Source organism: Clostridium sp. CX1, from assembly GCF_025398335.1.
Lineage (GTDB): Bacteria > Bacillota > Clostridia > Clostridiales > Clostridiaceae > Clostridium_AM > Clostridium_AM tanneri.
Window position 1 is genome coordinate 29,310 of the sequence record NZ_JAODOO010000012.1, and the last position, 26,944, is coordinate 56,253.

The 26,944-nt window shown below is 32.9% G+C and carries 29 protein-coding genes; 4 read left to right on the forward strand and 25 right to left on the reverse strand.

The annotated features are described in order from the left end of the window. Positions 1-150 precede the first annotated feature (150 nt). From helD to N4T77_RS13700, 4 genes are all read right to left on the reverse strand, one after another. On the reverse strand, positions 151-2,445 hold the full coding sequence (gene helD / locus N4T77_RS13685) for an RNA polymerase recycling motor HelD (RefSeq protein ID WP_261672368.1): 2,295 nt from the start codon (positions 2,443-2,445) through the stop codon (positions 151-153). 149 nt (positions 2,446-2,594) lie between these two features. Beyond that, a complete protein-coding gene (locus N4T77_RS13690; protein WP_261672369.1) occupies positions 2,595-3,095 on the reverse strand; it encodes an ECF transporter S component in 501 nt (166 codons plus the stop codon). 200 nt (positions 3,096-3,295) lie between these two features. Continuing rightward, positions 3,296-4,498, reverse strand: coding sequence for a methionine gamma-lyase (megL, locus tag N4T77_RS13695; protein WP_261672370.1), 1,203 nt, complete (start codon positions 4,496-4,498; stop codon positions 3,296-3,298). 153 nt (positions 4,499-4,651) lie between these two features. Next, positions 4,652-6,223 carry a sigma 54-interacting transcriptional regulator gene (locus N4T77_RS13700; RefSeq protein ID WP_261672371.1) on the reverse strand — a complete coding sequence of 524 codons (1,572 nt, stop codon included), beginning with the start codon at positions 6,221-6,223 and terminating at the stop codon, positions 4,652-4,654. A 167-nt stretch (positions 6,224-6,390) separates the two neighbouring features. Between N4T77_RS13700 and N4T77_RS13705 the strand changes: the two genes are divergently transcribed. Next, positions 6,391-6,690 (forward strand): hypothetical protein, encoded by a 300-nt coding sequence (locus tag N4T77_RS13705; protein ID WP_261672372.1) that lies wholly within the window; start codon positions 6,391-6,393, stop codon positions 6,688-6,690. 697 nt (positions 6,691-7,387) lie between these two features. On the opposite strand, the gene def is transcribed toward N4T77_RS13705, so the two are convergent. The 19 genes from def to N4T77_RS13800 all read right to left on the reverse strand — a co-directional run bounded on the left by def (position 7,388) and on the right by N4T77_RS13800 (position 22,995). Continuing rightward, positions 7,388-7,855 carry a peptide deformylase gene (gene def, locus N4T77_RS13710; protein WP_261672373.1) on the reverse strand — a complete coding sequence of 156 codons (468 nt, stop codon included), beginning with the start codon at positions 7,853-7,855 and terminating at the stop codon, positions 7,388-7,390. Between the two features lie 172 nt (positions 7,856-8,027). Continuing rightward, complete coding sequence (locus N4T77_RS13715) at positions 8,028-8,393, reverse strand: DUF4363 family protein (protein ID WP_261672374.1); 366 nt, start codon at positions 8,391-8,393, stop codon at positions 8,028-8,030. An 80-nt stretch (positions 8,394-8,473) separates the two neighbouring features. Continuing rightward, positions 8,474-9,175: a DUF421 domain-containing protein gene (locus N4T77_RS13720; RefSeq protein ID WP_261672375.1), complete on the reverse strand. Its 702-nt coding sequence runs from the start codon at positions 9,173-9,175 to the stop codon at positions 8,474-8,476. A gap of 163 nt (positions 9,176-9,338) precedes the next feature. Next, a complete protein-coding gene (locus N4T77_RS13725) occupies positions 9,339-9,545 on the reverse strand; it encodes a DUF1657 domain-containing protein (RefSeq protein WP_261672376.1) in 207 nt (68 codons plus the stop codon). 82 nt (positions 9,546-9,627) lie between these two features. Beyond that, on the reverse strand, positions 9,628-9,981 hold the full coding sequence (spoVAE, locus tag N4T77_RS13730) for a stage V sporulation protein AE (RefSeq protein WP_261672377.1): 354 nt from the start codon (positions 9,979-9,981) through the stop codon (positions 9,628-9,630). Between the two features lie 20 nt (positions 9,982-10,001). Next, positions 10,002-11,003 carry a stage V sporulation protein AD gene (gene spoVAD, locus N4T77_RS13735; RefSeq protein WP_261672378.1) on the reverse strand — a complete coding sequence of 334 codons (1,002 nt, stop codon included), beginning with the start codon at positions 11,001-11,003 and terminating at the stop codon, positions 10,002-10,004. Then, on the reverse strand, positions 11,004-11,483 hold the full coding sequence (gene spoVAC, locus N4T77_RS13740; RefSeq protein ID WP_261672379.1) for a stage V sporulation protein AC: 480 nt from the start codon (positions 11,481-11,483) through the stop codon (positions 11,004-11,006). 12 nt (positions 11,484-11,495) lie between these two features. After that, on the reverse strand, positions 11,496-12,356 hold the full coding sequence (locus N4T77_RS13745; protein WP_261672380.1) for a DUF421 domain-containing protein: 861 nt from the start codon (positions 12,354-12,356) through the stop codon (positions 11,496-11,498). A gap of 12 nt (positions 12,357-12,368) precedes the next feature. Beyond that, entirely contained in the window at positions 12,369-12,575 is a 207-nt protein-coding gene (locus tag N4T77_RS13750) for a DUF1657 domain-containing protein (RefSeq protein ID WP_261672381.1), read from the reverse strand. A 154-nt stretch (positions 12,576-12,729) separates the two neighbouring features. Beyond that, positions 12,730-14,136, reverse strand: a complete 1,407-nt coding sequence (locus N4T77_RS13755) for an FAD-binding oxidoreductase (protein ID WP_261672382.1) — start codon at positions 14,134-14,136, stop codon at positions 12,730-12,732. A gap of 13 nt (positions 14,137-14,149) precedes the next feature. Then, positions 14,150-15,349 (reverse strand): electron transfer flavoprotein subunit alpha/FixB family protein, encoded by a 1,200-nt coding sequence (locus N4T77_RS13760; RefSeq protein WP_261672383.1) that lies wholly within the window; start codon positions 15,347-15,349, stop codon positions 14,150-14,152. Between the two features lie 76 nt (positions 15,350-15,425). Beyond that, a complete protein-coding gene (locus N4T77_RS13765; RefSeq protein ID WP_261672384.1) occupies positions 15,426-16,214 on the reverse strand; it encodes an electron transfer flavoprotein subunit beta/FixA family protein in 789 nt (262 codons plus the stop codon). Between the two features lie 30 nt (positions 16,215-16,244). Further along, a complete protein-coding gene (gene larA, locus N4T77_RS13770; protein WP_261672385.1) occupies positions 16,245-17,519 on the reverse strand; it encodes a nickel-dependent lactate racemase in 1,275 nt (424 codons plus the stop codon). 74 nt (positions 17,520-17,593) lie between these two features. Beyond that, positions 17,594-19,117, reverse strand: a complete 1,524-nt coding sequence (locus tag N4T77_RS13775; RefSeq protein WP_261672386.1) for an L-lactate permease — start codon at positions 19,115-19,117, stop codon at positions 17,594-17,596. A 300-nt stretch (positions 19,118-19,417) separates the two neighbouring features. Then, positions 19,418-19,744, reverse strand: a complete 327-nt coding sequence (locus tag N4T77_RS13780; RefSeq protein WP_261672387.1) for an FAD-dependent oxidoreductase — start codon at positions 19,742-19,744, stop codon at positions 19,418-19,420. Between the two features lie 206 nt (positions 19,745-19,950). After that, positions 19,951-20,643 carry a FadR/GntR family transcriptional regulator gene (locus N4T77_RS13785; RefSeq protein WP_261672388.1) on the reverse strand — a complete coding sequence of 231 codons (693 nt, stop codon included), beginning with the start codon at positions 20,641-20,643 and terminating at the stop codon, positions 19,951-19,953. 146 nt (positions 20,644-20,789) lie between these two features. Continuing rightward, positions 20,790-21,479: a ribonuclease H-like domain-containing protein gene (locus N4T77_RS13790; protein ID WP_261672459.1), complete on the reverse strand. Its 690-nt coding sequence runs from the start codon at positions 21,477-21,479 to the stop codon at positions 20,790-20,792. A gap of 137 nt (positions 21,480-21,616) precedes the next feature. After that, positions 21,617-22,342, reverse strand: a complete 726-nt coding sequence (locus N4T77_RS13795) for an HAD-IB family hydrolase (protein WP_261672460.1) — start codon at positions 22,340-22,342, stop codon at positions 21,617-21,619. 260 nt (positions 22,343-22,602) lie between these two features. Next, complete coding sequence (locus N4T77_RS13800; RefSeq protein WP_261672389.1) at positions 22,603-22,995, reverse strand: PilZ domain-containing protein; 393 nt, start codon at positions 22,993-22,995, stop codon at positions 22,603-22,605. A 280-nt stretch (positions 22,996-23,275) separates the two neighbouring features. Here N4T77_RS13800 and N4T77_RS13805 point away from each other — a divergent pair, with 280 nt between their 5' ends. The 3 genes from N4T77_RS13805 (at position 23,276) to N4T77_RS13815 (ending at position 25,508) form a co-directional block, all read left to right on the forward strand. Continuing rightward, entirely contained in the window at positions 23,276-23,494 is a 219-nt protein-coding gene (locus N4T77_RS13805; protein WP_261672461.1) for a ferrous iron transport protein A, read from the forward strand. Positions 23,495-23,584: 90 nt separating this feature from the next. Beyond that, positions 23,585-25,348, forward strand: a complete 1,764-nt coding sequence (feoB, locus tag N4T77_RS13810; RefSeq protein WP_261672391.1) for a ferrous iron transport protein B — start codon at positions 23,585-23,587, stop codon at positions 25,346-25,348. A gap of 19 nt (positions 25,349-25,367) precedes the next feature. After that, positions 25,368-25,508 carry a FeoB-associated Cys-rich membrane protein gene (locus tag N4T77_RS13815; protein ID WP_261672392.1) on the forward strand — a complete coding sequence of 47 codons (141 nt, stop codon included), beginning with the start codon at positions 25,368-25,370 and terminating at the stop codon, positions 25,506-25,508. Positions 25,509-25,554: 46 nt separating this feature from the next. Here the strand turns inward: N4T77_RS13815 and N4T77_RS13820 are convergent, their stop codons facing one another. Both N4T77_RS13820 and N4T77_RS13825 read right to left on the reverse strand, forming a co-directional pair. Further along, complete coding sequence (locus N4T77_RS13820) at positions 25,555-25,938, reverse strand: CBS domain-containing protein (RefSeq protein WP_261672393.1); 384 nt, start codon at positions 25,936-25,938, stop codon at positions 25,555-25,557. 152 nt (positions 25,939-26,090) lie between these two features. Then, positions 26,091-26,888, reverse strand: coding sequence for a ribonuclease H-like domain-containing protein (locus N4T77_RS13825; protein WP_261672394.1), 798 nt, complete (start codon positions 26,886-26,888; stop codon positions 26,091-26,093). Positions 26,889-26,944 lie beyond the last annotated feature (56 nt).

A 26,944-nucleotide genomic window follows, 5' to 3' on the forward strand; every position in this document is an offset into this window, starting at 1 on the left:
TGTATACATTTTCCTTATGTATTTATTTTAACATAAAACTTATTTTTTTCAACTACTAATAATTATTATTTTTTAAAAAATTTTATTATTGATTGCTAGAATTTTATTACCCTTCACCATAAAAATCACATCTAAGGTAAAGGGTGGTCATTAATCACTAATTAGCTTTGATTTCTCTCCACTGTAGAAAATATATTCTAAATGTAAAGCCCTTGTAAGCGCTACATATAATATCTTCTTATCTAGTTCGTTATCTGAATAACTGGACTCATTGCAGTTGTATATTATACTGCAATCAAATTCCAAACCCTTTGTCATATAGGATGGTATTATTATTTTCTCCAATTTTAAGTTTTTATCCGTATCTTTTATAACGTCCCACTTATGATTACTATATTTTTTCATATACTCTTTAATTTTCTTGCATTCTTCATAGGTTCTTCCTATGATTGCTACACTTTTCTTATTTATCTTCTCCACTTCTTCAACTATCTTATCTACCCTGGCAGCAAATTCTTTATTTGTGTTAAACTCCAATACCTCTGGTGCTTTTCCATGCCTTAAAACAGGGGTAGCAGGTTTTAATTTATTTTCCTGTAATGCTAAAACTTTATTAGCAAAGTCTATTATTTCTACTGTAGAACGATAGCTTTGAGTTAACTGTACATAGGTGCCTTTATCCTTAAACACTTTATCTATGAGCTTTTCCCAGTCCTGTATTCCTCTATAATAGTAAATCCCCTGTCCTATATCCCCAACTATTGTTAGAGAATAATTTGATACCATTTCTGCTATAACTGCTATTTGAAAAGGACTATAGTCTTGAGCTTCATCAATTACTATATGCTTATACTTATGTTTATCCGGTACTCCCTCTATTTTAAACTTTAAATACATCATAGAAGGTAGATCATCACTATCAATTATTCCTTTTCCAAAGTTATCAATAAACTCTGTTCTAATATGATCAACTATTTTCTTTACGTCTTTAGAAATTACGGTTTCTTTTAAAATCTCTTCATTACTTAGAAAATTTATATAGAGCTTTTGTGTATCCACCTGTTTCCACTTAGTAAAATATTCTTCAAAACTCCTTTTCGCTTCCATTTTAAGTTCTTTCTTTTTGACATCCCTATCATTATATAACTCTGTAAGTTTTTTTCTTCTTTCAACGCCATCTTCCATAGTTCTTTTTGTTCGTGAGATTTGGTACTCAAAGGAAAAATCTATTCTCTCAAGAATATTATTTATCTTTTCATTTATTTTCAAGGTGAAGTATCTTTTTATTTCATCTTTTCTATTGTTTAAAGATAGATGAGCCATATCTTTTCCATATAGTCTTTTAATCTCTTCAGCTTCAAAAAGAGTATAGTTCTTTACTTTAATATCTTCTACCTCTAAGTCCTTAATTTCAATGATCTGAATATATTTATCTATTAGATTTTTATAGTCAATAGTTCCTCTTAAATTACTGCTTTCAGTAATTATCTCTAAGTTCTCCTCATACTTTTCTTCTAGAATAGCTGAAAGTTTCTTATCCTTGGTTAACACCTTGCCTTTAATCCCCAATACTTCAAAGGCCATATCTTCAAAAGTATTTTGCTTTACATTACCAACTCCAAGGTCTGGTAAAACATCAGATATATAATCTAAAAACAACTTGTTTGGAGCTATTACCAGTATGTCTTTACCATCTAGTTTCTCCTTATATTTGTATAGTAAGTACGCCAATCTATGCAACGCTACTGTAGTTTTTCCTGAGCCTGCTGATCCCTGAACTATAAGTGCTGTATTTTTTTCTGCTCTTATAACATCATTTTGCTCCTTTTGAATAGTAGCTACTACATCCTTTAATTTACTACTTACGCTTTCTTCAAGGTTTATCCTTAAATACTCATCTATTAAAGCATTCCCTTCTTCATTTCCAGACTTTAATATTATTTCATTTATGCCTTCATCAAAGGCATCTACAAGCTCACCATTTCTTACTAGAAACTTTCTTTTTAGGCTTAAATCTCCGCTTATCACGCCAATAGGTGCTCTGTAAAAGGAATCTCCATAGGTCCCACTATAATATAGGTCAGCAAGGGGAGATCTCCAATCGATGACCTTTTCATCTCCAGTTGCCATATCACCTAATCCAAATTTTCCTATATAAAAACTTTCCTTATCCCTTCTATACTCCCTAAAATCTATTCTTCCAAAATAAGGTTGTTCCTTAGCTTCCATATATTTTTCTAAGTTTTTATGAGTAATTTGATAAAGTTTTTCTTTAGTTTCTAACTCTTCATTGTATTTACCCTTAGTTTGTTTTCTAAGATCATCTATTCTACTCTTCAGTTCTCTATCTTCTTCTTCATTTTTTAAAATTTCATCTTCAATCCAACTTTTAGTGTTTCTTAGGTTTTCTCTTTCTAATTTCATTTGCTCGGAATCTAAAGCCAAAACACTCACCTCCAGTGATATATACAAAACTTTATTTTATATTTAATATAAAAATATGTCAATACTGGCAGAATGAGTTTAGTTGTGTTTCAATATAAAAAAGATATGACAACCCCAAATTCAGTCATCATATCTTTATATAATCCTATTTAAGTTGTTACCTTTCTCAAATCTAACTTTAAGCTTTTAGACAAGGATTTGATTAATGCAAAGGCAATAACACCGTCTACCATATGATGTAGGAAAGTTCCTACTCCTACAACCACTAGGACCTTGTACATTGTAAATCCAAAAGGTATTACAGCTATAGCTTCAAGTATTGCATGAACGGGAGCAGTTATTGCTACAACTTTACTAAAGGAAACTCCTTTCTTTAAAAGAAGGGCTCCTACTAGTCCAACAAAGGTATGCATAAATGCTCTTGCTGCAATTACCGCCGGTGCTGAAATTAAGAAACCTAAAGCAGAACCAACTCCAACCATTACTGCTGCAAAAGGCCCTAATAACATTGCTACAAACATTGGAACATGGGAAGCTAATGTGGCACTAAAGGGGCCTGCTTGTACCTTTAAAAATCCAAAAGCTAAAGGAATTATAATTGCTAGTGCTGTTAAAAGACCTGAATAAGTAAGTTTTTTTATATTTTTCATTTTAATATCCCTCCTAATATATACTCATGTATATACACTAGTATATATTACTTGCCTCCCAATGTAAATAGTCAATTGTTAGCTAAAAGCTTTTGCCTGAATATCTATCTTAGTACTAGCATTACTCTCTAATAAAAAAACCTAAACAGAAAGGCCAATCCCCTTCTGTTTAGGTATATACACTTACTTTATTGTATTATCTATTTTACTATTAAATCAAGAGCTTGTTTTAAATCTGCTATTATATCTTCAACATCTTCAAGTCCAACAGATAGTCTAACTAAACCATCGCTTATACCTGCAGCATGTCTTTCTTCTGCTGTGTAAGGAGAGTGAGTCATAGAAGCTGGATGTTGAATAAGTGTTTCTGCATCACCTAAACTTACTGCAAGAATTGCAAGTTTAACATTGTTCATTACAGTTATTCCTTCTTCAACGCCACCTTTTAATTCAAAGGAAATCATAGCTCCTGGAAGGCTCATTTGTTCTTTTGCTAGTTCATAATCTTCAAAGCTTTCAAGTCCAGGGTAGTATACCTTGGCAACAGCTGGGTGAGATTCTAAGAATTTTGCAACTTCCATAGCATTTTTACAGTGTCTTTCCATTCTTATAGGTAATGTTTTCATACCTCTTATTATAAGAAATGCATCAAATGGACTAAGTACAGCACCAGTCATATCTTTTAAGCCAAAGAATCTAACTTGGTTTATAAATTCCTGCTTACCAACTGCAAAGCCCGCTATTACATCTCCGTGTCCATTTAAATACTTAGTTGCAGAATGAACTACAACGTCAGCTCCTAATTCTAATGGTCTTTGAATATATGGAGTACAGAAGGTATTGTCAACAAATACAAGACATTCTTTATTGTTTTCATGAGCCATATCAGATATTTTTCTAATATCGTTAACCTTTAATGTAGGGTTGGCTGGAGTTTCAAGATAAACTACCTTTGTGTTTGGTTTTAAAGCTTTCTTCACTTCTTCAAGATTTGATGCATTTACAAAAGTTACATCAACACCAAATCTTGTAAGTCCGTGATTTAAAAGTGCAAATGTACAACCATATAAAGTATCAGATGCAACTACATGATCTCCAGCTTTCAGTGCAGTCCAAAGAGCTGACGCAATTGCTCCCATACCTGATGCTGCTGATATTGCAGCTTCTCCACCTTCAAGTAAGGCTAATTTTTCTTCAACCTCAGTACAAGTTGGATTTCCTAATCTTGTGTATATGTATCCACTTTCCTCTCCAGCAAATCTCTTACCACCTTGTTCAGCTGAATCGAATATGAAAGTTGATGTTTGATATATAGGAGTAGCTAAAGAACCAAATTGCTTATCTCCAACATGTCCGCCATGTATTGCTCTTGAATTAAAACCTAAATTTTTTATATTTTCCATATTATTTATCCCCCTTAATTTTAAAACAATGTATTTTCAATTATATATAAAGCAATATCTATGCCAATTGTTTAATCTAATGTTTGTGCTAATATGCAAAAAAAAGTTGCCACTAAACATTAAAATATGGCAACTTTTTCTTACAACTGTAAATTATTCTTTACACTCTATATTATATTTTTTTATTTTATTCATTATAGTTGTATGAGATATACCTAAAGCCTTCGCAGCCTTCCTAAAGCTAGAAGACTTTTCTATTGCTGTTAGTAGCGCTTTCTTTTCAGCAGCTTCTACAACCTCCTTAAGAGTAAGGCTAAAATCATTCTTTCTTTCTTCTCTTATGTATTCTATATCTCTTACGAAATCTAAAATTAAGTTATCCTCATTAAGTAAACTGCTATAACATAAATTCATAGCTCTCTCTACAACATTCCTTAATTCTCGCACGTTTCCAGGCCATTTATATTTTACTAGATTCTCAATGAATTCAGTTTCAGCACCCTTTATGTTTTTATCTAATTGTTTATTTAATTTATTTATAAAAAAAGTAACTAACATCGGAATATCTTCAATTCTGTCTCTGAGAGGAGGAATATATATAGGTATTACATTAAGCCTATAGTATAAGTCCTCCCTGAAAGTTCCATCCTTAATCATAGATTCCAAATTTCTGTTTGTAGCAGCAATTACTCTTACGTTTACTTTTTCTTCTAAGGCGCTCCCTATCTTTCTTATGGTTCCTTCTTGAAGCACTCTTAAAAGTTTTGCCTGAAGGGAAAGAGAGAGCTCCCCTATCTCATCTAGAAATATAGTTCCCTTATCTGCTATTTTAAAAAGACCATCTTTTCCATCTTCCTTTGCACCAGTAAAACTTCCTTTCGTATATCCGAAAAGTTCACTCTCTATAAGGTTATCAGGAAGGGCAGCACAATTTATAGCAACAAAATTTTTATCAATCCTGGAACTCAAATTATGAATAGCTTTAGCGAAAAGCTCTTTGCCTGTACCACTTTCGCCTCGAAGCAATATAGTAGAATTACTTCTAGCTACAGCTGAGCATATTCTTTTTACTTTTAAAATAGAGGAGCTATTTCCAATGATATCCTTGAAAGCTATTTCTTCCTTGGCTGTAATAACATTTGATAACTCTATTGCCTCATCAATATCCTTAAGAGAGGCAACGGCACCTATTGTCTTTCCCTTATCATCTTTTATAGGACGTCCTGTGGTAATATAATGAATATTATTATTTCTGTTTTTTATATGCACTTCTACATTATCATAGTTTTCGCCAGTCTTTAGAAGTTTAATCATAGGTGCTTCAAATCCTAAGAAGTCACCAACATTTCTTCCAAGAACATTTTCTTTATTTACCTGGAATATGTTTTCACAATACCTGTTAAAAATTTCAATTTCCTCATTGTGATTTATTGCCATAATACCGTCTTGGACAGCATCTATCATTGCAAGAAGCCTTCTCTCATTCCTTTCATAGGGAAGAAGTTCTACACTTTCAGCCTTAAATACCTCTCCTAGAGAAGTTATATCCTCCATTAGTCTTAGTCTTTTTTCCCTTTTTAAACTTTCAACTTTAATATATACTTTACCTGGGAAAACTTCTAGCGAATGTATACTTATATCATTTTTGTAAAGCCTTTTCAAAATATCAAGTACCATACCTACCCGATCCTTCGCTGTTATCTTAAGCCTCAAATAGTCCATCATTAACAACTACTCCTTCTTAATTTTCATATAAAATAAAGTAGAATTTATTACCATGAGTTTATGATATAATAAAATCAGAAAAAACTTAAGTAGTTAGATTAAAATTTACTACATAAAAATTATTAATTTAGTATTTTGTTAATTTAAAAGATGGGAGGGTCCTTTTTATGTTGACTATAGACAAGAAGGCTCTTGAATATGCACAAGAGCGAAATGGAAGTTTTATAGTTAAAACTATCTCTGCTTCTGGCGGTTGCTGTGATGTTCCTATTAAGGATTTATCTATTGAATTTTTAGTAGATTTTAAAGAAAGTAGTAATTATAAATCTTTTGAATACAAGGGAGTGAAGGTATTCATTGAAAAATACTTGCAATTAGAGGAAGACATATTAATTTATCAAAAAATGAAACTTCCTTTCATAGGAAGTATATTTGGTTCTAAAGGCATTTCTGTTAAGTATATTTAATAAGTTTGATGGTACACAAAAATGGGCTTAGAAATTAGACTTGGTGGCCTGTGTTTGTAGGCAGATATGTAGTGCTATGTTAGCCCTCACATCAACAACAGCCTCTAATGCTGGCTCGACTTTTAAAAAGGTCAAATTTTTCAATGCGTCTCTCCGAGAGCTGAAAAATTTGAATCCTTTTTAAACTCGCCAACAATAAGAGGCTGTAGTCTTGTTCGAAGCCAACTGTCGCACTACATATCTACCCACACACAGGCTACAAAGTTTTAATTCTTATTCTAAGCTTTCTTATTTTTCTAAGCTTTCTTATTTTGTTACAATAATGTAAAAATAGATCTATAATATAGGGCGATGAGCCCTTATGGTATAACACTTACAAAGAGTTCTAATTATGCTAACGCATATTTTTATTGGCTGTATTATTCACATAACAAAAATTTTGAGTGCAGTAAAAACAGGTGTGTAGGTGGAGGTGTAGTGTGCAGAAAGCTTCGAATAAGGGCTAGAAGGTCTTATGTTGGCGATTTTGAAAATGTTAACTCAAACTCAGCTTTCGCAGAAAGCATTGAGTTTGAGTTCATTTTCAAAGTTGAGCCAGCATTAGACCTTCTTCCCGAGATGAGGGCTTTCAAACAGTATAACTCTACCAAACACACCTGTATTAAGTGCACTCAAACTTCTGTTACCCATTATGCTGCTATTCTTCTTCAAGCTTGTACATTTTTGTTGCTCTATCAGTATATAAAACTCCATCTAAATGGTCTATTTCATGACAAAAAGCCTTTGCTAAGAGTCCTGATGCTGTATACTCAACTTCCTGTCCATCTAATTCCTGACCGGTTACTATGACCTTTCTAGGTCTTACAACTGACCCTTCATACCCTGGATAGCTTAAGCAGCCTTCTATATCTTCTTCTTTTCCTATTTTCTTAACTATTTTAGGATTCACAAGTATAATAGCTCCTGAGTCGTCTCTTAAATCAATTATTATAACTCTTTTTAATACACCTATTTGAGGTGCTGCTAGTCCAATACCATAAGATGCATATAAGGTATCCTTTAAGTCCTGCACAAGACTTAATATTTCCTCATCTATTTTTGCAACTTTTTTACTTACCTTAGTAAGCGTTTTATCTCCAAATTGTAATATTTCTCTAACTGCCATATTCTTTCATCTAAAACCTCAGGATTTTAGACTAAACCTCCTCACTATTTATTATTACCAATTAGCTACCATTAGCTACATGATTTCTAGGTTTTCCTCTTTTAAATCTATCATAGCTATTTTATCATAACTATTAGCTAATTTCTATATGTACTAATATGGAGACTGTATACTATCTAGTAAGCTCTGCCCAATTTTCATAAAGTTCGCTTAACTCTGTAAAAGCTGCGGATTTATCTCTGCCCATAACTATCCCCTTAAGCCTTGCAATGTTTATACTGATATTAGACATTTCATCTCTCTCTACGCTAAATTGAATTCTTGGCATAACCATTTTCCAAGCCTCTGATAACTTTTTTGTATCCTCTTCTGCTTTGCTCCAGTTATCTACTCTAATATCATCTGTTACTTCTTTTATATACATTACTACATCATCTTTTGTACTTCTTGGCTGCTTTAGATAATTGCCGCTTTTCATAACTAAAATAAATACTAGTATCACAGTAATAGGAATTCCATAATATAACAACTTTTTCATAATCTCAACTCCCCTTAAACTCTGTCTATTAAAAACTTGCTTTAAAAATATGAGGTTATAGCTGCTCATATCTGACTACATTAGTTTGGCTTACGATTATCCTTATATCTGTCTATGTATAATTGACCTCCAGTATCTATGCTAGCTGCAAAGACTTCTGAAGGACTCTTCACTCCATTTTTCTTCAGCTCATTTTTTAACCACTGCTTATCCTTTTTTATTGATTTTAAATTTTCTTCAATTATTATACCATCATATATTAGTTGAATACTCATACCGCTTACATCATTAGTTGGAAGTTTCATATCCTTTGGTGTAACCGGTTGGTATTCAACCTTTTTCAGTACTGATAACTGTCCATCTTTCTCTAATATGGCAAAATCTACTTCTCCTAAATCAAATACTCCCTTTTCTCTAAGCTGTTCCAATAGGTCAGATAATCTGTATCTTTTGTTTTTCATAGTTTCTTCTAATATCTGGCCATTTGCCATTACAATTGTAGGTTTATCATCAAGATACACTGATGCCTTTTTAGATTTTAACGATATCCATTGAATGCAATAACAAATTGCTGTCCATGTAAATAATCCTACCCAATGTGCCCAAGCAGTAGAAGTCAAATCTGTAGTTAAGGAGGATGCAGTAGAACCTATGGTGATACCGAGTACATAGTCAAAAAAGGTAAGTTGACTGACCTGCTGCTTGCCTAGTACACGGGCAAAAATAAGTAATGTAAAAAAACCAATTATTCCTCTTACTAAAACTATAAGGCTTTCATGCAAAGAAAATCACCTCAATTTTTAAAAGTTTTTACGCGTGTGCGTAAATTGTAGTTTATCATAGGAGAAAAGCTGAAAGCAGGTACCTTCAGTTTTCTCCTAGTAAAAACCATTTTCTTTCAAAGTTTATAAGAACAAAGCAAATTAGTCCTTATGTAATTAAAAATTACTGTTGTTTATACTGTGGCTCTTGCTGCTCAATGTATTGTTGTCTTCCCTGTAAAGTGTTCAGTGCATCATCAAGTGTTTTAGCTATATTCTGAAAATCCTGCTTTGCCTGTTTATCCTCAGTTTGTAGAGCAAAAGTTTTCATTGTAGCTGCAGCACTTTGAATTCCTGCTATTGCCTGTTGCATTTGTGTTCCTACTGTCATTTTTATGACCTCCTAAAAATTATATATTTGCCAGATAAAACTTATATATTGAAAATAGAAGTTTATAACTGGTATTAACTAATTAACCCTTTGGTTTAAAAATTATGGCTCCTAAAAATCCAAATATTATTGCAGCAGAAATGCCGGCACTGGTTACTTCAAAAATTCCAGTTAACACTCCTACTATTCCATTTTTTTCACCTTCCATAAGAGCCCCTTTTACTAAAGCATTTCCAAAACTGCTTATAGGAAGAGATGCCCCAGCGCCAGCAAACTTTACCAGAGGCTCATATAAACCAAAACCTCCAAGTATAGCTCCTATTACCACTAAAGTAGTAGTTGTGTGAGCCGGTGTAAGTTTCAGCACATCCATCATAAGCTGACCAATTACACATATTCCTCCACCTATAATGAATGCCCAAATAAATTTTTCCATAACGGTTAAACACCTCACTTTTATATTTCAATGGAAACTGCATGAGCAACACCTGGTATACTTTCCTTTTGTTGATAGGACATTGGTGATAGTAAAGCACCTGTTGCGATTACTAAAATTCTTTTTAATTCTCCTTTTTTCATTCTATTTAAAAAGTGTCCATAAGTTACTGTAGCAGCACAAGCACAACCACTTGCTCCTGCAAATACTGGCTGATCCTTTCTATACATTAAAGTACCGCAATCCGTTAAAATATCTTCAGGGATTTTCAAACCATCTTTTCTTAATAATTCTGCTGCAATTTCATGACCTATCTTGCCTAAATCACCAGTAGAAATTAAGTCATAATAGGTAGGATCAATATTCAAGTCTCTAAAATGAGCTTCTATAGTATCCACTGCTGCTGGTGCCATTGCAGCTCCCATATTAAAGGGATCAGAAATTCCCATGTCAACCACCTTACCGATAGTTGCAGAGGTTATTCTAGGACCATTTCCTTCCTTAGATACCAGCGCAGCACCGGCTCCCGTTACAGTCCACTGAGCAGTAGGTGGCTTTTGTCCGCCATACTCTGTAGGATATCTAAATTGCTTTTCTGCTGCAGCATTGTGACTAGCTGTGCCACATACAACATATTGTGCTGCTCCGCTATCTACCAACTGTGCTGCCAAGGCTAAGCCTTCCATAGAACTAGAACAGGCACCAAATATGCCAAGATAAGGTATAGCTAAAGTTCTTGCAGCAAAACTACTAGTAATTATTTGATTCATTAAATCTCCACTTATCATGAAATTTATATCCTCTTTTTTAACTTTTCCCTTTTTAATCGCTATTTCACAGGCTTCCTCTAATAACTTTTTTTCTGATTTTTCAAAACTATCTTGACCTAGCCATATATCATCATGAAGAATATCAAAATCTTCCGCCAGATTACCTTTAGCTTCAAAAGGCCCTCCTACTGCAGAGGAGGAAATAATAACAGGCTTAGAATTAAACACCCATGATTGATGCCCCTTAATCATTTACATCCCACCTAACCACTTAAAAGTAATTTTAATTATTCCAACTATAAAAGCTGAAAAAACTCCAAAAGTAATTACTGAACCTGCTAATTTAAACATATTTCCACCGACTCCTAGTACATACCCCTCACTTTTATGTTCAATAGCAGTGGAAGCTATTGAATTGGCAAAGCCAGTTACTGGAATAGCTGTTCCTGCTCCAGCCCACTGAGCAATATGGTCAAAGACACCAAAACCTGTTAGTAAAACTGTCGCGATAATTACAACTGCTGAAGTAGGGTTTCCAGCTGTAGCTTCACTAAAATGAAAGTATTTTATGAATATGTATTGTATTGCTTGACCAATAGTACATATTATTCCCCCACTTATAAATGCTCTAATGCAATTTCGTAAGACAGCTCTTTGTGGTTCTTTTTCTTGAGCTAGTTTTTGATATTGCTGCTGAGCCGGTGTTAACTTCTTCTTTTTTTTATTAGACATTTTTATCACCTTCTAACGTAGTAAATGTGGCTCTAATTTTTCCATTACTTTTTTTAGTCTATTAGCATTATTAATATACATATCCTTTGCCTTCTGGTTTTCTGTTTCTAATGCGTACTTCATAAGATCTGCTGCACTTTTTTCAATGCTTGCATATAATAACTCCCTAACATTAGTTTGAGGAAGTTGTATTACATCATCAAAAAGATCCACGTATAGCTCACCACTAGAATTCACTTGACCTATAAACACGTTGTCTAAGGTTACTCCCATATTTTCTAACTGAGCATTTAGCCATCCTTGATTCAACCCTAGGTTAGCTAGAGATTCATTTATTACGTTCCCATCTAAAATAACTGTTTGAGGTGCTGTTTGAGGAGATACCTTTATTCCTAAGTCCTTTGGAGTAACAGGTTTTTTATCTGATTTCAAAATTACATTTAAGTCTCCCGTTGACTCCATTACCGCAAATTCTACATCTGCCAAACTAAATACATTCTTAGATCTTAATCCCCTTAGAAGGTCTTCACCAGTAAACCTTGAGGACTTTAGGTTTTCCTCCATTACCTTACCTTCCTTTATAACCACCACTTCTTTTCCATTTATTAAGTCATATATGAACTTACTTTTCATAGCTAAATAATCTAATGCTATAGGCATAAAAATCCATACTGCCAACGCTATAACTCCAAATACCCAGTTTGATATTAAATTTAAGGATACTAAAGAAACTAAGATACCAATCACAGAGTAGTTAATAAAGCTAAAAGGCGTAATTTTAGCCTGACCTTTTCTTCCTAAAATTTTAACTAAAATAAGAGTCAAAAAAAATAAACCTATAGACCTAAATAACACAATCACCCAAGTTTTCATGACTACCTCCGATTAATTCCCCTTATACTGTGGTTCTTGAAGCTGTATAGCCTTTAATCTTTTTTCTAAGTCCTGAAGGACTTCTTCAGTTATCTTTAACGCCTCTCTGTAGGCATTCTTTGCTTTCCTATCTTGTGTTTGTATAGAATAGATTCTCAAAGTACTTTGAGCACTCTTCAAGTTAACCAAAGTTTGCTTTACGTTTGATCCAACAGTCAAAATATCTCCTCCTTGTTGAAGAATTTTTATTTTAAAGCTATAGTTATTTTTACGCTTATTTTTGTTTTTATTCACAATAACTACATAATAAAAAAAGCAAGAGTAACTATATACTCCTGCTTTATAATATAATTTACATTTTATATTTTGAAGGCTACTGACATACCTTACCAGGGTTTAAAATATTCTTAGGATCAAAAGCTAGTTTTATTCCCTTCATTAAACTCATATATTCACTACCATACTGTTCAAATAGATATGATTTCTTAGCATATCCAATACCGTGTTCTCCTGACACCTGTCCATTTAACTCTACAGACTTCTTATACATACATTCAAATACATCTTTAAGTTTTTTATCCCACTGCTGCTGACCTAATTCGTCTCTTAACACATAGACATGTAAATTTCCATCACCGGCATGACCAAAGCTTCTTATTCTTACATTAAATTCTTTCTGAAGCTCATCAGTATACTTAACAAACTCTGCCACCCTGTTTCTTGGAACTACAACATCACATTCATCCATTTCTGTAGTTGTGGCCTTTACCGCTTCAAGGAAAGCACCTCTAGCTGACCATACCGCTTCCTTTCTCTCATCAGTATCTGTAATATATACATCTAGTGCTCCCTCTTCCAGACAGATATTAGCAACCTTTTCATAATCTTTTTCTATATCTTCTTTACTATTGCCATCAAAAGTTAAAAGCAAATATGCATCGGAAGAGTTATCTGGGAACTTCTTGCCTAAAAACTCTTCTGCTGCAAGTATTACTTCCCTCTGCATAAACTCTACTGCTGTTGGTATTGATTTTGATTTTATAATCTTAGGTACTGTATTTATTGCCATATCTAGATTAGGGAAAGGAATAAGTAAACTTATTGATTTCTTTGGCAATGGTAGTAATCTGAGTACAGCCTTTGTAACTATTCCTAAGGTTCCCTCAGAACCACAGATTAAATCCTTTATGCTATATCCTGAACTATTTTTAACTACCTTTCCGCCAACTTCTATTACCTTTCCTGTTGGAAGTACTACTGTTAGCCCTCTTACATAGTCTCTTGTAACTCCATACTTAACAGCTCTCATTCCACCAGCATTTGTGTTTATGTTTCCACCTATAGTTGCTGATTTTTCACCTGGATCTGGTGGATAAAATAAGTCATGTTCCTCTACAAACTTACCAATCTCCATTAAAAGAACTCCCGGTTCTAAAGTTAATGTGAGATTTTCTTCATCTAACTCAAGAATTCTATTCATTTTAGTTAAATTAATCATTATTCCACCGTATATAGGAACAGATGCTCCAACTAGTCCAGTTCCTGACCCTCTAGCAACCACAGGAATACTATTTTCATAGGCATAAGTCATTATACTGGAAACCTCTTCTGTACTTAATACCTCTACCATAACTTCTGGCATTCTACTTACTCCACCTAACTCGTCATGGCTAAAATCTTCATTTATATTCTCTCCTACATAAACTCTATCTTCCCCTACTATACTTACTAAAAACTCAATATCCTTTTTATTTATTTTTGTATATTCATTATTGCTCATAGTCTTTCCCTCCTTAAGCTATCCCTTTTCCTTCTTTAATATTATTTATTAATTTTGGGACTACCTCATAAATATCTCCTACTATTCCATAGTGAGCTACATTGAATATGGAAGCTTTCGGATCTTTGTTTATGGCAATTATACAATCTGAACCCTTCATTCCTGCTACAAACTGTACTGAACCGGATACTCCACAGGTTATTATAAGCTTTGGTTTTACTGTTCTTCCACTTAAACCTATTTGACGTTTTGCATCTCCCCAACCTGCTTCTATCATAGGCCTTGTAACAGCTACCTGTCCACCAAGTAAGTTTGCCAACTCTCTTATCATTTCTAAGTCTCTTTCTGCCTTAATTCCTCTTCCTGCAACCACTATAACTTCTGCCTCAGATATACCTATTTCTGCTTCTTTTTTAGTTACCTTTAATACCTCTATATTTGAGTGGAGCTTTGAGCTATCTAGTTCACATTCTATTACTTTTCCTGATTCTTCCTCAGCTCTCTGTGGTGCATTCATTACCTTATATCTTACTGTTGCAAGCTGTGGTCTATTATTTGGATTTAAAATCTGTGCCATTATATTTCCGCCAAAGGCTGGTCTAATCTGAACTAAATCTGTGTTTTCCTTTATATCAAGTACTGTACAGTCTGCTGTTAATCCAGTTCTAAACCTTGCCGCTACTCTTGGTGCAAGAGACCTTCCTACAGTTGTTGCTCCAACTAATAGTGTAGATGGCTTAACCTTATTTATAAAGTCTTCCACTGCTGCTGTATATGGCTCTATTCTGAAGTCCTTTAATTCTTCATAATCATATAGGAATACTTCATCTACCCCATAATGTAGTAGTTCCTTAGCCCTATCCTTAATACCCTGTCCTACAAATACAGCATATACTGGATGATTAATTTTTTCTGCTAATTCCCTTCCTTTACCTATAAGTTCATAGGTTACAGGGTGTATTTCACCTTCTACATGGTCTACGTACACAGCTATTCCCTTCCATAGGCTCTTATCAATAGCAACTTCTTCATCTTCAATAAATTCCATTACTCCTGCTGGTCCCTTTTTCACACAAAGCTTACACATCTTACAAGCAGCATTGATTTCAATTTTTCCATCCTTCTCTTCCATAGCTGAAAATGGACATACATTCATTAATTCTTCTATAATTGAAGGAGTTAACTTCTCCTGATTTACTAACAATCTACCCACTTTTCATTCCTCCACATCTTTTTGTCATATTTTCTACTTTTAAATTATAAGTTCTTTCTTAAAAGGAATAATTATCTTAAATAAACTTAAGCTCTTTAAGCTTTTTAGTTAACCTATTTCCCAATTCTTCTCCAGTTCCAGTCCACATTTCTTTATCTGTATTTACTTCTGGTGGAAATATTCTTTCTACCTGTGTTGGTGATCCATTTAGTCCATACTTCTTTTCATTTTGGTCCTCAAAATCTTTTAAACCTAGGATTCTAATTTCTCTATCCTTTGTCTCTAATTTCTTTCTATAGGATGGAAGTCTTGGTTGAAATATATCCTTCTCCACTGTAAGTAGGCAAGGAAACTTTATTCTTGCTACTTCAATAGTATTAGGCATATCCATTTCCACTACTATTGAATCCTTTTTTATTTCCTCTATCTTTAACACATTTGATATATGTGGTATTCCCAAATATTCAGCCATTTCCGGTCCTACCTGAGCTGTATCTCCATCTGTTGTCTGTTTTCCACAAAGTATTAAATCTATATTACCCATTTTCTTTACACCTTGTGACAATGTATAAGAAGTTGCGATTACGTCTGCTCCTGCAAATTTTCTATCTGAAAGAAGTACTCCTTCATCTGCCCCCATCATATAAGCTTCTTTAATTACTTCCGCTGCCTGTGGTGGTCCCATACTGATTACTTTAACGGTACCACCTTCTTCTTCCCTTATTCTTAATGCTGTTTCTAAAGCATACAGGTCATATGGATTCATCTTTGAATCTACTCCATCTCTTTTTAACACTCCAGTTACTGGGTCTACTTCTACCTTTGTAGTTCCTGGCACCTGTTTTATACATACTAAAATATCCATATCTATACCTCCAATTTTTTTAAATCCTAATTATCTAACTATAACGGATACTCCATCAGGAATAACCGCCACCTTTGCATCCTTACCCTTTAATTCATAAGCCCTGTTAAGTGCCTCCTTAAAGCTGTAGGCATGTTCCATGTGCATATTTTTTATCATTTTAGGGTCGCACATATCTGTAACCAATATAACTGTATACTTATCAAGCATTCTAGCTAATATTTGAAATTCCCATTGATCTGGTACAGTTTCATTTCTCGGCACTTTAGCTATCCTATCTAAAAGCTCTCTCGGTGATTTTGCGTTAGCTAGATTATCGTAAAAGGATTGTCCTCCATGTCCATCATTGCAGGCGGACACCATAATTATCACTCCACCTTCATTACAAGTAGCCTCTGCAGCAGTCATTCCCTTAACGGATTGGTATATATTCTGATCTAGCGGATAACCGCCATTAGTTGAAACTACTATATCTGCCTTAACTCTATCTATCTCTGATAGTTCCATAACAAATTTACAGCCTTCCTCATGAGCAAACTCACTGTGTCCTGCTACTGCATTTATAATTCTCTTTTCACTATCTATTACTACATTTAATATAAAAGCTAATTTAGCCTTTTCTGCGGCATAAAGCATGTCTTTGTGTATGGGATTGTTTTTGAGTATACCTGTTCTTGCATAAGGGCTAGCTATAAATTCTGAGCAATGGTTTGCCATAACAGTCTTTGCTGATGCAATTCCCGGTAATATACTTTTTCTTCCGCCAGAAAAACCTGCAAAGAAATGAGCTTCGATAAATCCTTCTGCAATTAATAGCTCAGTTTCCACAGCTAATTTATTTATTATAAGCTCTCCTCCAGAAGGAAGTGTTCCCAGTTTAACCATGCTGCTATCATCTTGCGAGTCATGTATTAATATCTGTTCCTTCTCTACAATTTCCTTCCCAAATTTATTTATAAGCTCTTCCCTGGTAGAAGCCCTATGAAATCCTGTTGCTATAAGAATTTTTATATCAATATTGGGACTTATCTCTCTTATCCTTTTTAGCAATATAGGCATTGTAATCTTACTTGGAACTGGTCTTGTATGATCACTGGTTATAATAACCATGTTATTTTTGCCTTTTACTAAATCTTCAAGCTTATCACTTGATATAGGGTTGTCTAATGCTCTTTCTACAATTTGTTCTTGACTTAAGTCAGTTCTGTATTCTGCTGCCTTTGACTCTAAAATTCCAACAAGGTTCTTATCTTCTATTTCTATTTCCATAATTTTTTTGTGATAGGGTAATCCTATTTTAGCCACTTTAACTCCTCCTAAGCTTTATTATTTAGTCTTATATTAACTCTCTATAGGGTTTAAGTTTTTATTTAACTTGGTTAAAATCCAAATATAGGCCCTGCAAAATATGCTATTATTCCTAAAACTGCTACATAAACTAAACAAAACTTTAAAGTAGCATTTAAAATTTTTCCTTCTGATCCTGCTAATCCTGTTGCAGCAGTTGCAACAGCAATACTCTGAGGTGATATCATCTTTCCAGCTGTAGCTCCACCGGTATTTGCCGCCGCAAGCCAGAATGGATTTAAACCTAGAGACTTTGCTACTTCCACTTGAAGTCCTCCAAAGAGAACATTTGCTGATGTATCACTACCTGTAACAAAGGTACCGAGAGCACCAATTATTGGAGCTATAAAAGGGTAAAAACTTCCTGTTACTGATACTAACACTAAAGCTATTGCTTTAATCATTCCGCTGTAACTCATAACCTTTGCCAGTGCCACTATGGAAACTATAGTTATTGCAGACTTTGTCATCTGCTTAACTGTTTGGAAGAGTACAGAGACTATTTCCCCAAATCTAGCCCCCTGTATCATTCCACCTATAAAAGTTGCTATAATAATTATTGTTCCAGGATTAGCAATCCATGCAAAGGAGTAAGGGTGTCCACCTTCTCCACTATAAAATGACACTGATGTCTGCACTGATACTAAATTTTTATTTACTATAGGAACTAAGGAACTAGTTGCCAGTATAAATACGAAAACTAAGATAAATGGAATCCATGCCAGAACCCCTCTTTGAATAGATATTTTTTCAGCATCTTTAGCTGCTGTGTCTTTATAGAATACTTTAGCCATAACTACTGTTGCAGCCATACATACTACTGAGCCTAGTATGGCTGGAAGTTCTGCGCCCATATACTTAGCTGCCAAAACCTCAGGTATGGCAAAGGATAAGCCAGAGACTAATGCTATTCCCCAAACGCCCTTTATTGCCTTAACACTTTTCCCTGTAAGCATCACTAACACTATTGGTATGATAATGATAAGAATTGTTAACTGAAGACCGACTGCGTAACTTAACTGAGTAACATCTATGTTAGCTATCTTAGCAAGAGTTGATACCGGAAGACCTATAGCACCGAAGGCTGTAGGTGTTGTATTCGCTATTAAGCAAATAATTGCCGCAAATATTGGGTCAAACCCAAGTGCTGCCATTATACTAGCTGGAATTGCTACCGCTGTTCCGAAACCTGCTATGGCTTCTAAAAATCCACCAAATCCCCAAGCAAGTATAAGAACTAGTATTCTCTGGTCTGTTGTAATACCAGTCATCATCTTTTTTATTACATCCATGCTCTTAGTATGCAATGATAAATTATAGGTAAATACCGCTGCAATAATTACAATCATAATAGGCCATAGAGCCATTGCCGCCCCTTCTGCTCCTGCCCCAAGAGCCTGACCTAACGGCATTTTCCATACTATCATTGCTAGAATTATTGTTGTCAATAAAGCTATTGGACAAGTCTTATGTCCCGGCATTTTTAAAGCGCCAAGAGAAAGCATAAGCCAGGCTACTGGCAGCAATGCTATAAAGAAAAGTAAATACATATTCATAATAACCCCCCTGTTTGGTAATATGGTCTTACCACTTCCCATAGCTAAATAGTATCATTATCTTCTTAATATTAAAATAATAGTTATTTTGTTAACATCAAAGTTAAATTTTTCACTTTTCACTTCATCTTTGTAGTCATAACGTTTTCATAGTTTTTTCTATTTTTTAAAATTTTTTATATTTTTTATCCAAATTAATTGAAATAGCATACAGAGGTTATTTCATTAACAAATTTAGAAATAGGTAAAAAAAAACCAGAGTAAAAAACTTACTCTGGTTTTAACAGTATGTAATGTAACTTAACTTACCTTGTTTATAGTGCTGAAGTTTATCATTATTCCTCCGCAAACTATATCAGAATACTCTATGGATTTAACCCCTACTTCCCTAACAGCTATAGGTATATTTTGTTGCTGTGCATATGCCGTAATTTCTGAAATTTCTTCTCTGTTCACTGCTTCAACTACAACTTCTGGTAAAGTACTTATTCCACATAGGTCATGGTCACTGAAATATTCCTTTATCTCATCAGTTACATAGACTCTATCCATTCCTAAGGAATTCATTAAAAATTCCAGATCTTTTCTATCTACCTTTTTATACTCCTTTTTGAAATTCCATGTCATATTAATTACCCCCAACCCCAATAAAAGTAAATGTAATCATTTTCAAAAATCTTAAAAATAACAAGTAAATATAAAATATATATGTTAACTTAGCTTAATTATAACATCATGGTATTACCACTGATAATTTTATATTATCATACAATTCTCTAAATTTCCACAAAAAAATCAATCAGTTTATAAACTGATTGATTTTTTTAACTAATTTATTTGATCATATATTCATTGGCAAAGTCTAGATGTTTTCGCATAGCCTCTGCAGCTTTCTTAGAATCACCTTTTTTAAGAGCATTATAAATCTCTTCATGCTGCATCGCCAAGACTTCCCTATTTTTTTCGTCAGTAAGAATTTTTTTTCTTGCATCTTTGATAAAAGAATCTATTAGAGAAGATATAGCATTAAGTATATTAAGAATTATAAAGTTCCTAGAAGCTTGTGCTATCTCATAGTGAAATTTCTTATCAATTTTTACGTTATCGTTCTCATCTGTTGAATTTTTAAAGGCCTTTATCAATATTTCCAGGCTCTCTAACTCTTCTTCAGTTATTTTTTTTGCAGCTATAGCTGCGGTTTCAACTTCAATTACCTTTCTAACTTCAATAATTTCCTCAGGATTAGTTTCCTGAAGCATAAACATAATGGATAGAGGTTCAAAAAAACTGTGTTCAAAGCTCTGACTAATGAAGTTTCCTTCCCCCTGTCTACATTCAATTAACCCCATAATTTGAAGCGCTCTTAAAGCTTCTCTGATAGAAGTTCTACTTACCTGTAGATGATCTACTAATTCTCTTTCTGATGGTAGTTTATCTCCTTTTTTAAGTATTCCCTTTGCAATCATATCCTTAATTTGTTCTATTACTTGCTCATAAAGCTTTGTGTTTTTTATCGGACTAAACATGAAATCATTCTCCTTGTCAAACCCTATACATTAGGTATTGTATAAGTTATATGATACCTTATTTATTAAAACTTTAAAAGAAAAACTTATGTATAAAAATAATAAAATTCAGGCAGATTAAATCTCCACCTGAATCCTAGTATTCTCTAGTTTTCATTTTCCAACACTTTGTTACTTTCTAACAAAGCATTATTCACCACATTTCCCCAATTCACATATATATGAAATAGACTTACCACATCTTGTTCATTATACAATAATATCTTTTCTTTTTTGTCTACAGGCATTCTGTGAATATACTGTTCATCTTTAATTACTTTACTAAAGGTTTTGGCAAGGTTTGAGCCACTTATTAATTCACTATCTCTTAGAATATCAAATTGTTTCTCAAGACTTTTTAGGCCTATTGGTTCATTTTTTTCTTTTTCATACTGCTTTTGAAGATCTATATGTTTAAAGTATTCCTCTATATTGTATCCAATTTTATATTTCTGAAAAAGATAATTGATTACTGTAAAATCATTATTTCCTGAGAAAGTAATTATATATTTCTTGCCATACTTATCAGACATTAATTTAAAATAGTTTTTTGCCAGTATTAATATACTTTTTACATCTTTTCTATTTTCAATCATGTATTGTGTAACCTTAAGCATATTTTCTTTTTCGTCAAAGTAACAGCAACCGAAGACGCCAACACATATAGGTTTTCTATATATATAATGTTCTAAATCGAAAAACAGAGCATCTTTAAATATGCTGCCATCCCCTTCTATTTCAAGTGAATTATGGTATACTGTCTCATTTATATTTATACTTTTATGTCTTTCAATCACTCTACCACTCTTTTCTAAATTAATCATGTAAAACTCATCAGGGCATCATAGCACCATTTTCTATTATACATGCATTAATTCTATAGTCAATGAAAAGCCCTTCATTGATAAAAATAAAATTTAAATTTATGCCAGTTTTAAAAGTTTTTTATAAATTCTGGCTTCAAATTATATACTACATCTTTTCTTTCAACTATTATTTGAATCTTTTCTTTTATAACATCATCACCTAAAACCTTATGAAGAATTTCCTTTGTAGGATTAACACAGATCGGATACTTTACCATTTGAAACATTGTAAAATCACCTGCTGTATCTCCATAAGCATAACTTTCATCTAAATTTATATCATATTTTCTAACTAGTTCGTTAATTGCTTTTCTTTTGCTATCACTATCCCACATAGGCACAACTTCGCCGGTATATATATCTTCTTTATCCATTACATATATGGCTCCTCTATAATCATCAAAACCATACTTAAAGGACATCTCCCTCACCAGCTCTATAGGACTACCTGAAACCGTTATGATTTTATGTCCTTTTTCCTTATGCCATTTTATTCTGTCTCTTGTATAAGTATATACCCTATCTCCCTTTTGTGAAATTACATTTTTAGCTATAAACTCTATTTGTGATTTATGGAGACCCTTTATAGCTTCTATATATATATCTGCCATTTTCAAAAGGTAGTTGTCATAATTCCCCTGCCTTTTATCCCATCTATCGTATTCAGGCTTCACTTCTTTATACCATCTATCAGAAGGTATTATTTCATACTTAACTAGCTTTTTGAATACTTCAGCAATTAACCCCTCTCGGTACAAAGTACCATCAATATCAAAAAACGCTGCTGTTATCATGTTATGCCTGACTTTTAAATGCTGCTTAATCTTAAAATCAGGCTTTTCACCTACCTTTCCTTTATCATTTTTTTGCCACAGTTGATTTCTCTTATTCATCCTTACCTATTGATTTATAACTAATATTATATCTCATTTTAATGTAATTAGTTTTATTATATACGGAGAATTTATTCCTTGATTTATACTTACAATTACCTTATTAAATATAATATATGCAAAAGCTTTGCAAAGTTTACAGGGTTATATTAATTATAATTTTAATGTTTATTCATACAATAGTTCTTTATTAAGTTTATTTGATTCATATTTAGAGAAATGAATTCACAATCGGCATAGTACCGACTATTCTTCTGTTCCACATTTTTCACTTTTGCTAAGCACCAAAAGGAGGGATTTGCACCTATGGTTAAAGTAAAATTTATAAAATCTCCTTGGACTAAAGGTATTCTACTTTCTATTAGTATAGTTTCTGAAGAAATACTTGTAGCTCTCATAACAGCCTGCTGCACATCTTCTTCCACTTTGACGCTTTTATTATTTATTCTTGGATAGTATATATCCATAATAAATTCTACTGTTCCATACTGCTTTTTATCTAATGGTTTATATATATATTGTCCTTTTTTATGAATACTGCTCTTTGATGACATTCTACTCCTCCTTACTTGTATTAAATATATATTATACTAAAATTCCGCTCATGTATATCTGTGAAAGAATAAATTATTTTCCAGTTCTGTAGAGCATATTATAGTATAATTTCACCTTATTATCAAAGCCTTCACTATTAATTATACTCTCTATTAATACTAAATGTTAATAAATAAGTTTTCTTACCTTTAACTGCCAAAAAAACCATTGACAGTAGAAATGAAAAATGTTATTATTAAATCAATAAATGATAATGATTTTCATTACGAGGTGATTATAATGAGTATTTGTGATTTAAAACCAGGACAAAAAGCTTTAATAGATAATATTGTTGGAGATGAGAAATTAGCTAAAAGACTTTTGGCATTAGGATGTATAGAAGGTACTGAGGTTTCCTTAAAGACTTCTGCCCCCTTTGGTGATCCACTAATTATAAACCTAAGAGGATTTAATTTAGCAATCCGTAAAAAAGATGCCCGAAATATATTTATAAAATAGAATTTATTTTCTATATAATTAAAAAATACTTAAACATAGATTTAGAGATTTATTTCTCTATTTTAAAATATTTTATACAGGAGGAATAAGATGATTACAGCAGCATTGCTTGGCAATCCTAATGTAGGTAAAACTTCTCTTTTTAATCTCTTAACAGGTTCTAATCAGTACGTAGGTAACTGGGCTGGAGTAACTGTTGAAAAAAAAGAAGGTTTTGTAGATAGTTCATTAAAAATTGTAGATTTACCTGGAATTTATGCCATGGATACATACTCTAACGAAGAAAAGGTAGCAAAGGAGTTCCTACTTGGTGGAGAAGCAGACGTTATAATAAATATTGTAGATGCAGGAAACCTAGAAAGAAATCTATACCTTACAACTCAGTTAAAGGAATTTAACAAACCTATTATATTAGTTTTAAATATGATAGATGTGGCAGAATCTAAAGGTATAAATATAGACTACCCTATTCTTGAAAAAGAATTAGATGTTAAAATAGTTCCTATAGTTGCTACAAAAGGCAAAGGAATCGATAAACTGAAAGAGGTGCTCTTTAAGAGCAATTTTTTAAAAGCTCCAATTGATAATAAGTTTCATTTTCAAAACGAGAAGGAAACCTACAATTACATAGGTAAAGTTTTAAATAAGGCTTTAACCTATAGTAAAAATAATAGTACTTCTATTACAGAAAAAATTGACAAAATTGTACTTAATAAATTTCTAGCCTATCCAATTTTCTTTGCAATATTAGTGTTAATATTTAAATTCACCTTCAGTTGGGTAGGACAACCTTTGGCAGATATGTTGGATGGATTAGTAGCTGATTCCCTAGTTCCTTATTTACAAGCTATGTTATCGACTACAAGCCCTTGGTTTAGCTCTTTGTTAATTGATGGTATTGTAGGTGGAGTAGGTTCTGTTATAGTATTCCTTCCAGTTATTCTGGCACTGTTTTTAGGAATATCCTTTATAGAAGATAGTGGATACATGGCAAGAGCAGCGCTTATGATGGATAAGACTATGAGAAAAATGGGCCTTTCAGGGAAGGCTTTTATACCACTTATAATTAGTTTTGGATGTTCTGTTCCTGGTATTATGTCTGCCAGAACTTTAGAGAGCGAAAGAGACAGAAAGCTTACTGCCCTACTAGCTCCACTAATGTCTTGTAATGCAAGACTTCCCGTTTACGCAGCTTTTGTAGCAGCCTTTTTTCCGAAAAAAGCAGCAACTATCATACTATCTCTATACGCTGTAGGAATTGTAACTGCTTTTGTTATAGGACTTTTATTTAAGAATACTATATTTAAAAAAGACGAAGAACCATTTATTATAGAACTTCCAGAATATAAATTACCTGAATTTAAAAATCTTGTGGATCATACTTGGGATAAAGGTAAAGGATTTTTAAAGAAAGCGGGAACTATAATATTTTCCATGTCAGTTATCATTTGGTTCCTATCTAATTTTAATTTTTCAGGTATGACAGAAATGAATAGCAGTATGTTATCATCTATAGGAAAATTCATTGCCCCAATTTTCGCACCTTTAGGTTTTGGCGATTGGCAAAGTTCCGTTTCATTACTAACAGGTCTTATGGCTAAAGAAGTAGTACTTGGAACAATGGGAGTAATTTATGGTGGGGATTTATCTACAACTTTATTAAATCACTTTACGCCACTTTCAGCCTATACCTTTTTAATATTTGTTCTATTGTATACACCTTGTGTATCTGCTGTTGCAGCTATGAAAAAGGAATATGGAACAAAGATGGCTACCTTTTCTGTACTTTACCAATTTGGACTAGCTTGGATTGTATCCTTTATAGTATTTAGAATTGGGTCCTTAATTTTTTAATCTTCTGGAGGTGTTTAAAATGTCAGTTGAAATAATAATAACCTCAATTATAGTAGTATCTGCAGCATATATTTTATATAAAAATGTTAAGAAAAAAGCCTCTGGCGACTGCAGTTGTGGCTCTTGTACCAGTCACTGTCCTCGATATAAAAAAGACTAATTAAATAGCAGAAAACCCCTGTCAATTATAGGACAGGGGTTTTCTGCTATTTATTGTTTTTTTCTAAAATATAATCCAAAATGTCTTCAACAGTGACTATTCCAACTATACTATCTTTTTCGTCAACTATTGGAATAGCTTCTATTTCATTCTCTCTAAGCCTTTTAGCAATATCTAGTATGTCCTCACCTTTAAATGCAGTGATAACCTTTTTTGTCATCACCCAGTCAATAGGACAGGTGTCATAATGACCCTCTTCCATTAAAAATCTATATATATCTGCTTTAACAATAATACCTAACAATCTACCGTTATCATCAGCCACTGGTGCTCCATTCACTTTATTGTCATTCATTATATCTAGAGCCTTACTTAAAGTATCTTCTGGTTTTAGCTTCACTATGTTTAAATGCATAATCTTACTTATCATAAATTCCCCCCCTTAGTAATATTATATCTTAATTTTCCTAAAAGTCCAAATATTGATTGTTCAATTATGCAATATATTCATAATGTTTCAAAATTAATAAAAAATTATAATTAAAATGCCAATATAGCAATAGCTATTAACAGTAATTACTGTTAATAGCTATTGCTAATTATACTTTCAATCTGATCATGATCTCTACAACCCTTTAAGATATGATCAATTATTCTGGAAGCGGCCTTTTTAGATATTCTATCTAACTCAACGTCCAAAAGTATATTATTCTTTTTCACTAAAGTCTTTAAATATCTTAGCTGCTTTTCTGTAATTCTATCTTCTCTAGTCAACTTGTCATTATTTTCAACTTTATAAATATACTCATGTATCTTAGGTAAATTTAAAACATCTTCATAGTTATGAAGCATTATAGTATCTTTTAGTTCTTCATTAAAGGTAACCAAAAATTCCTTATACATATCTACACTTATTCCACCGTCAATTTGATCTTCTCTATCTATTCCTATGTGTTTCTCTACAGTCTTAAGGTTACACCTTTCCATACCCAACTGCTTATAGTAAGGTCTTATTAATCTGTACAAATCTATATGAAACTGAGGTGGTTGAAAGTATATACTGCTTTTTTCCATTCTTCTCTTAATAAAGGGTTCATCAAAGGCTATGCCATTATAAGAACACCATTTATTGTAACCTTTTAAATCTAATCCAAACTCATATAAAATATCATTCTCATCTTCTAAAGACTCTGCAAAATATTGCTTGATGGAAAAGTTTTTCTCATCTATAAATCTTCCAAGAGATACAAGTATTACATTGTCTTCCTCTTTATCAAATCCTGTAGTTTCTATATCATAATAGGCAACACTCTTCATCTCATATCTATTGAATATATTTATATCTATATCAACAAAGTCAGTATATTCTCTAATAAGCATTTATCGTCCTCCAAATTATTCTTTATACAGCTTACATTTACTATACCTTTTATTAT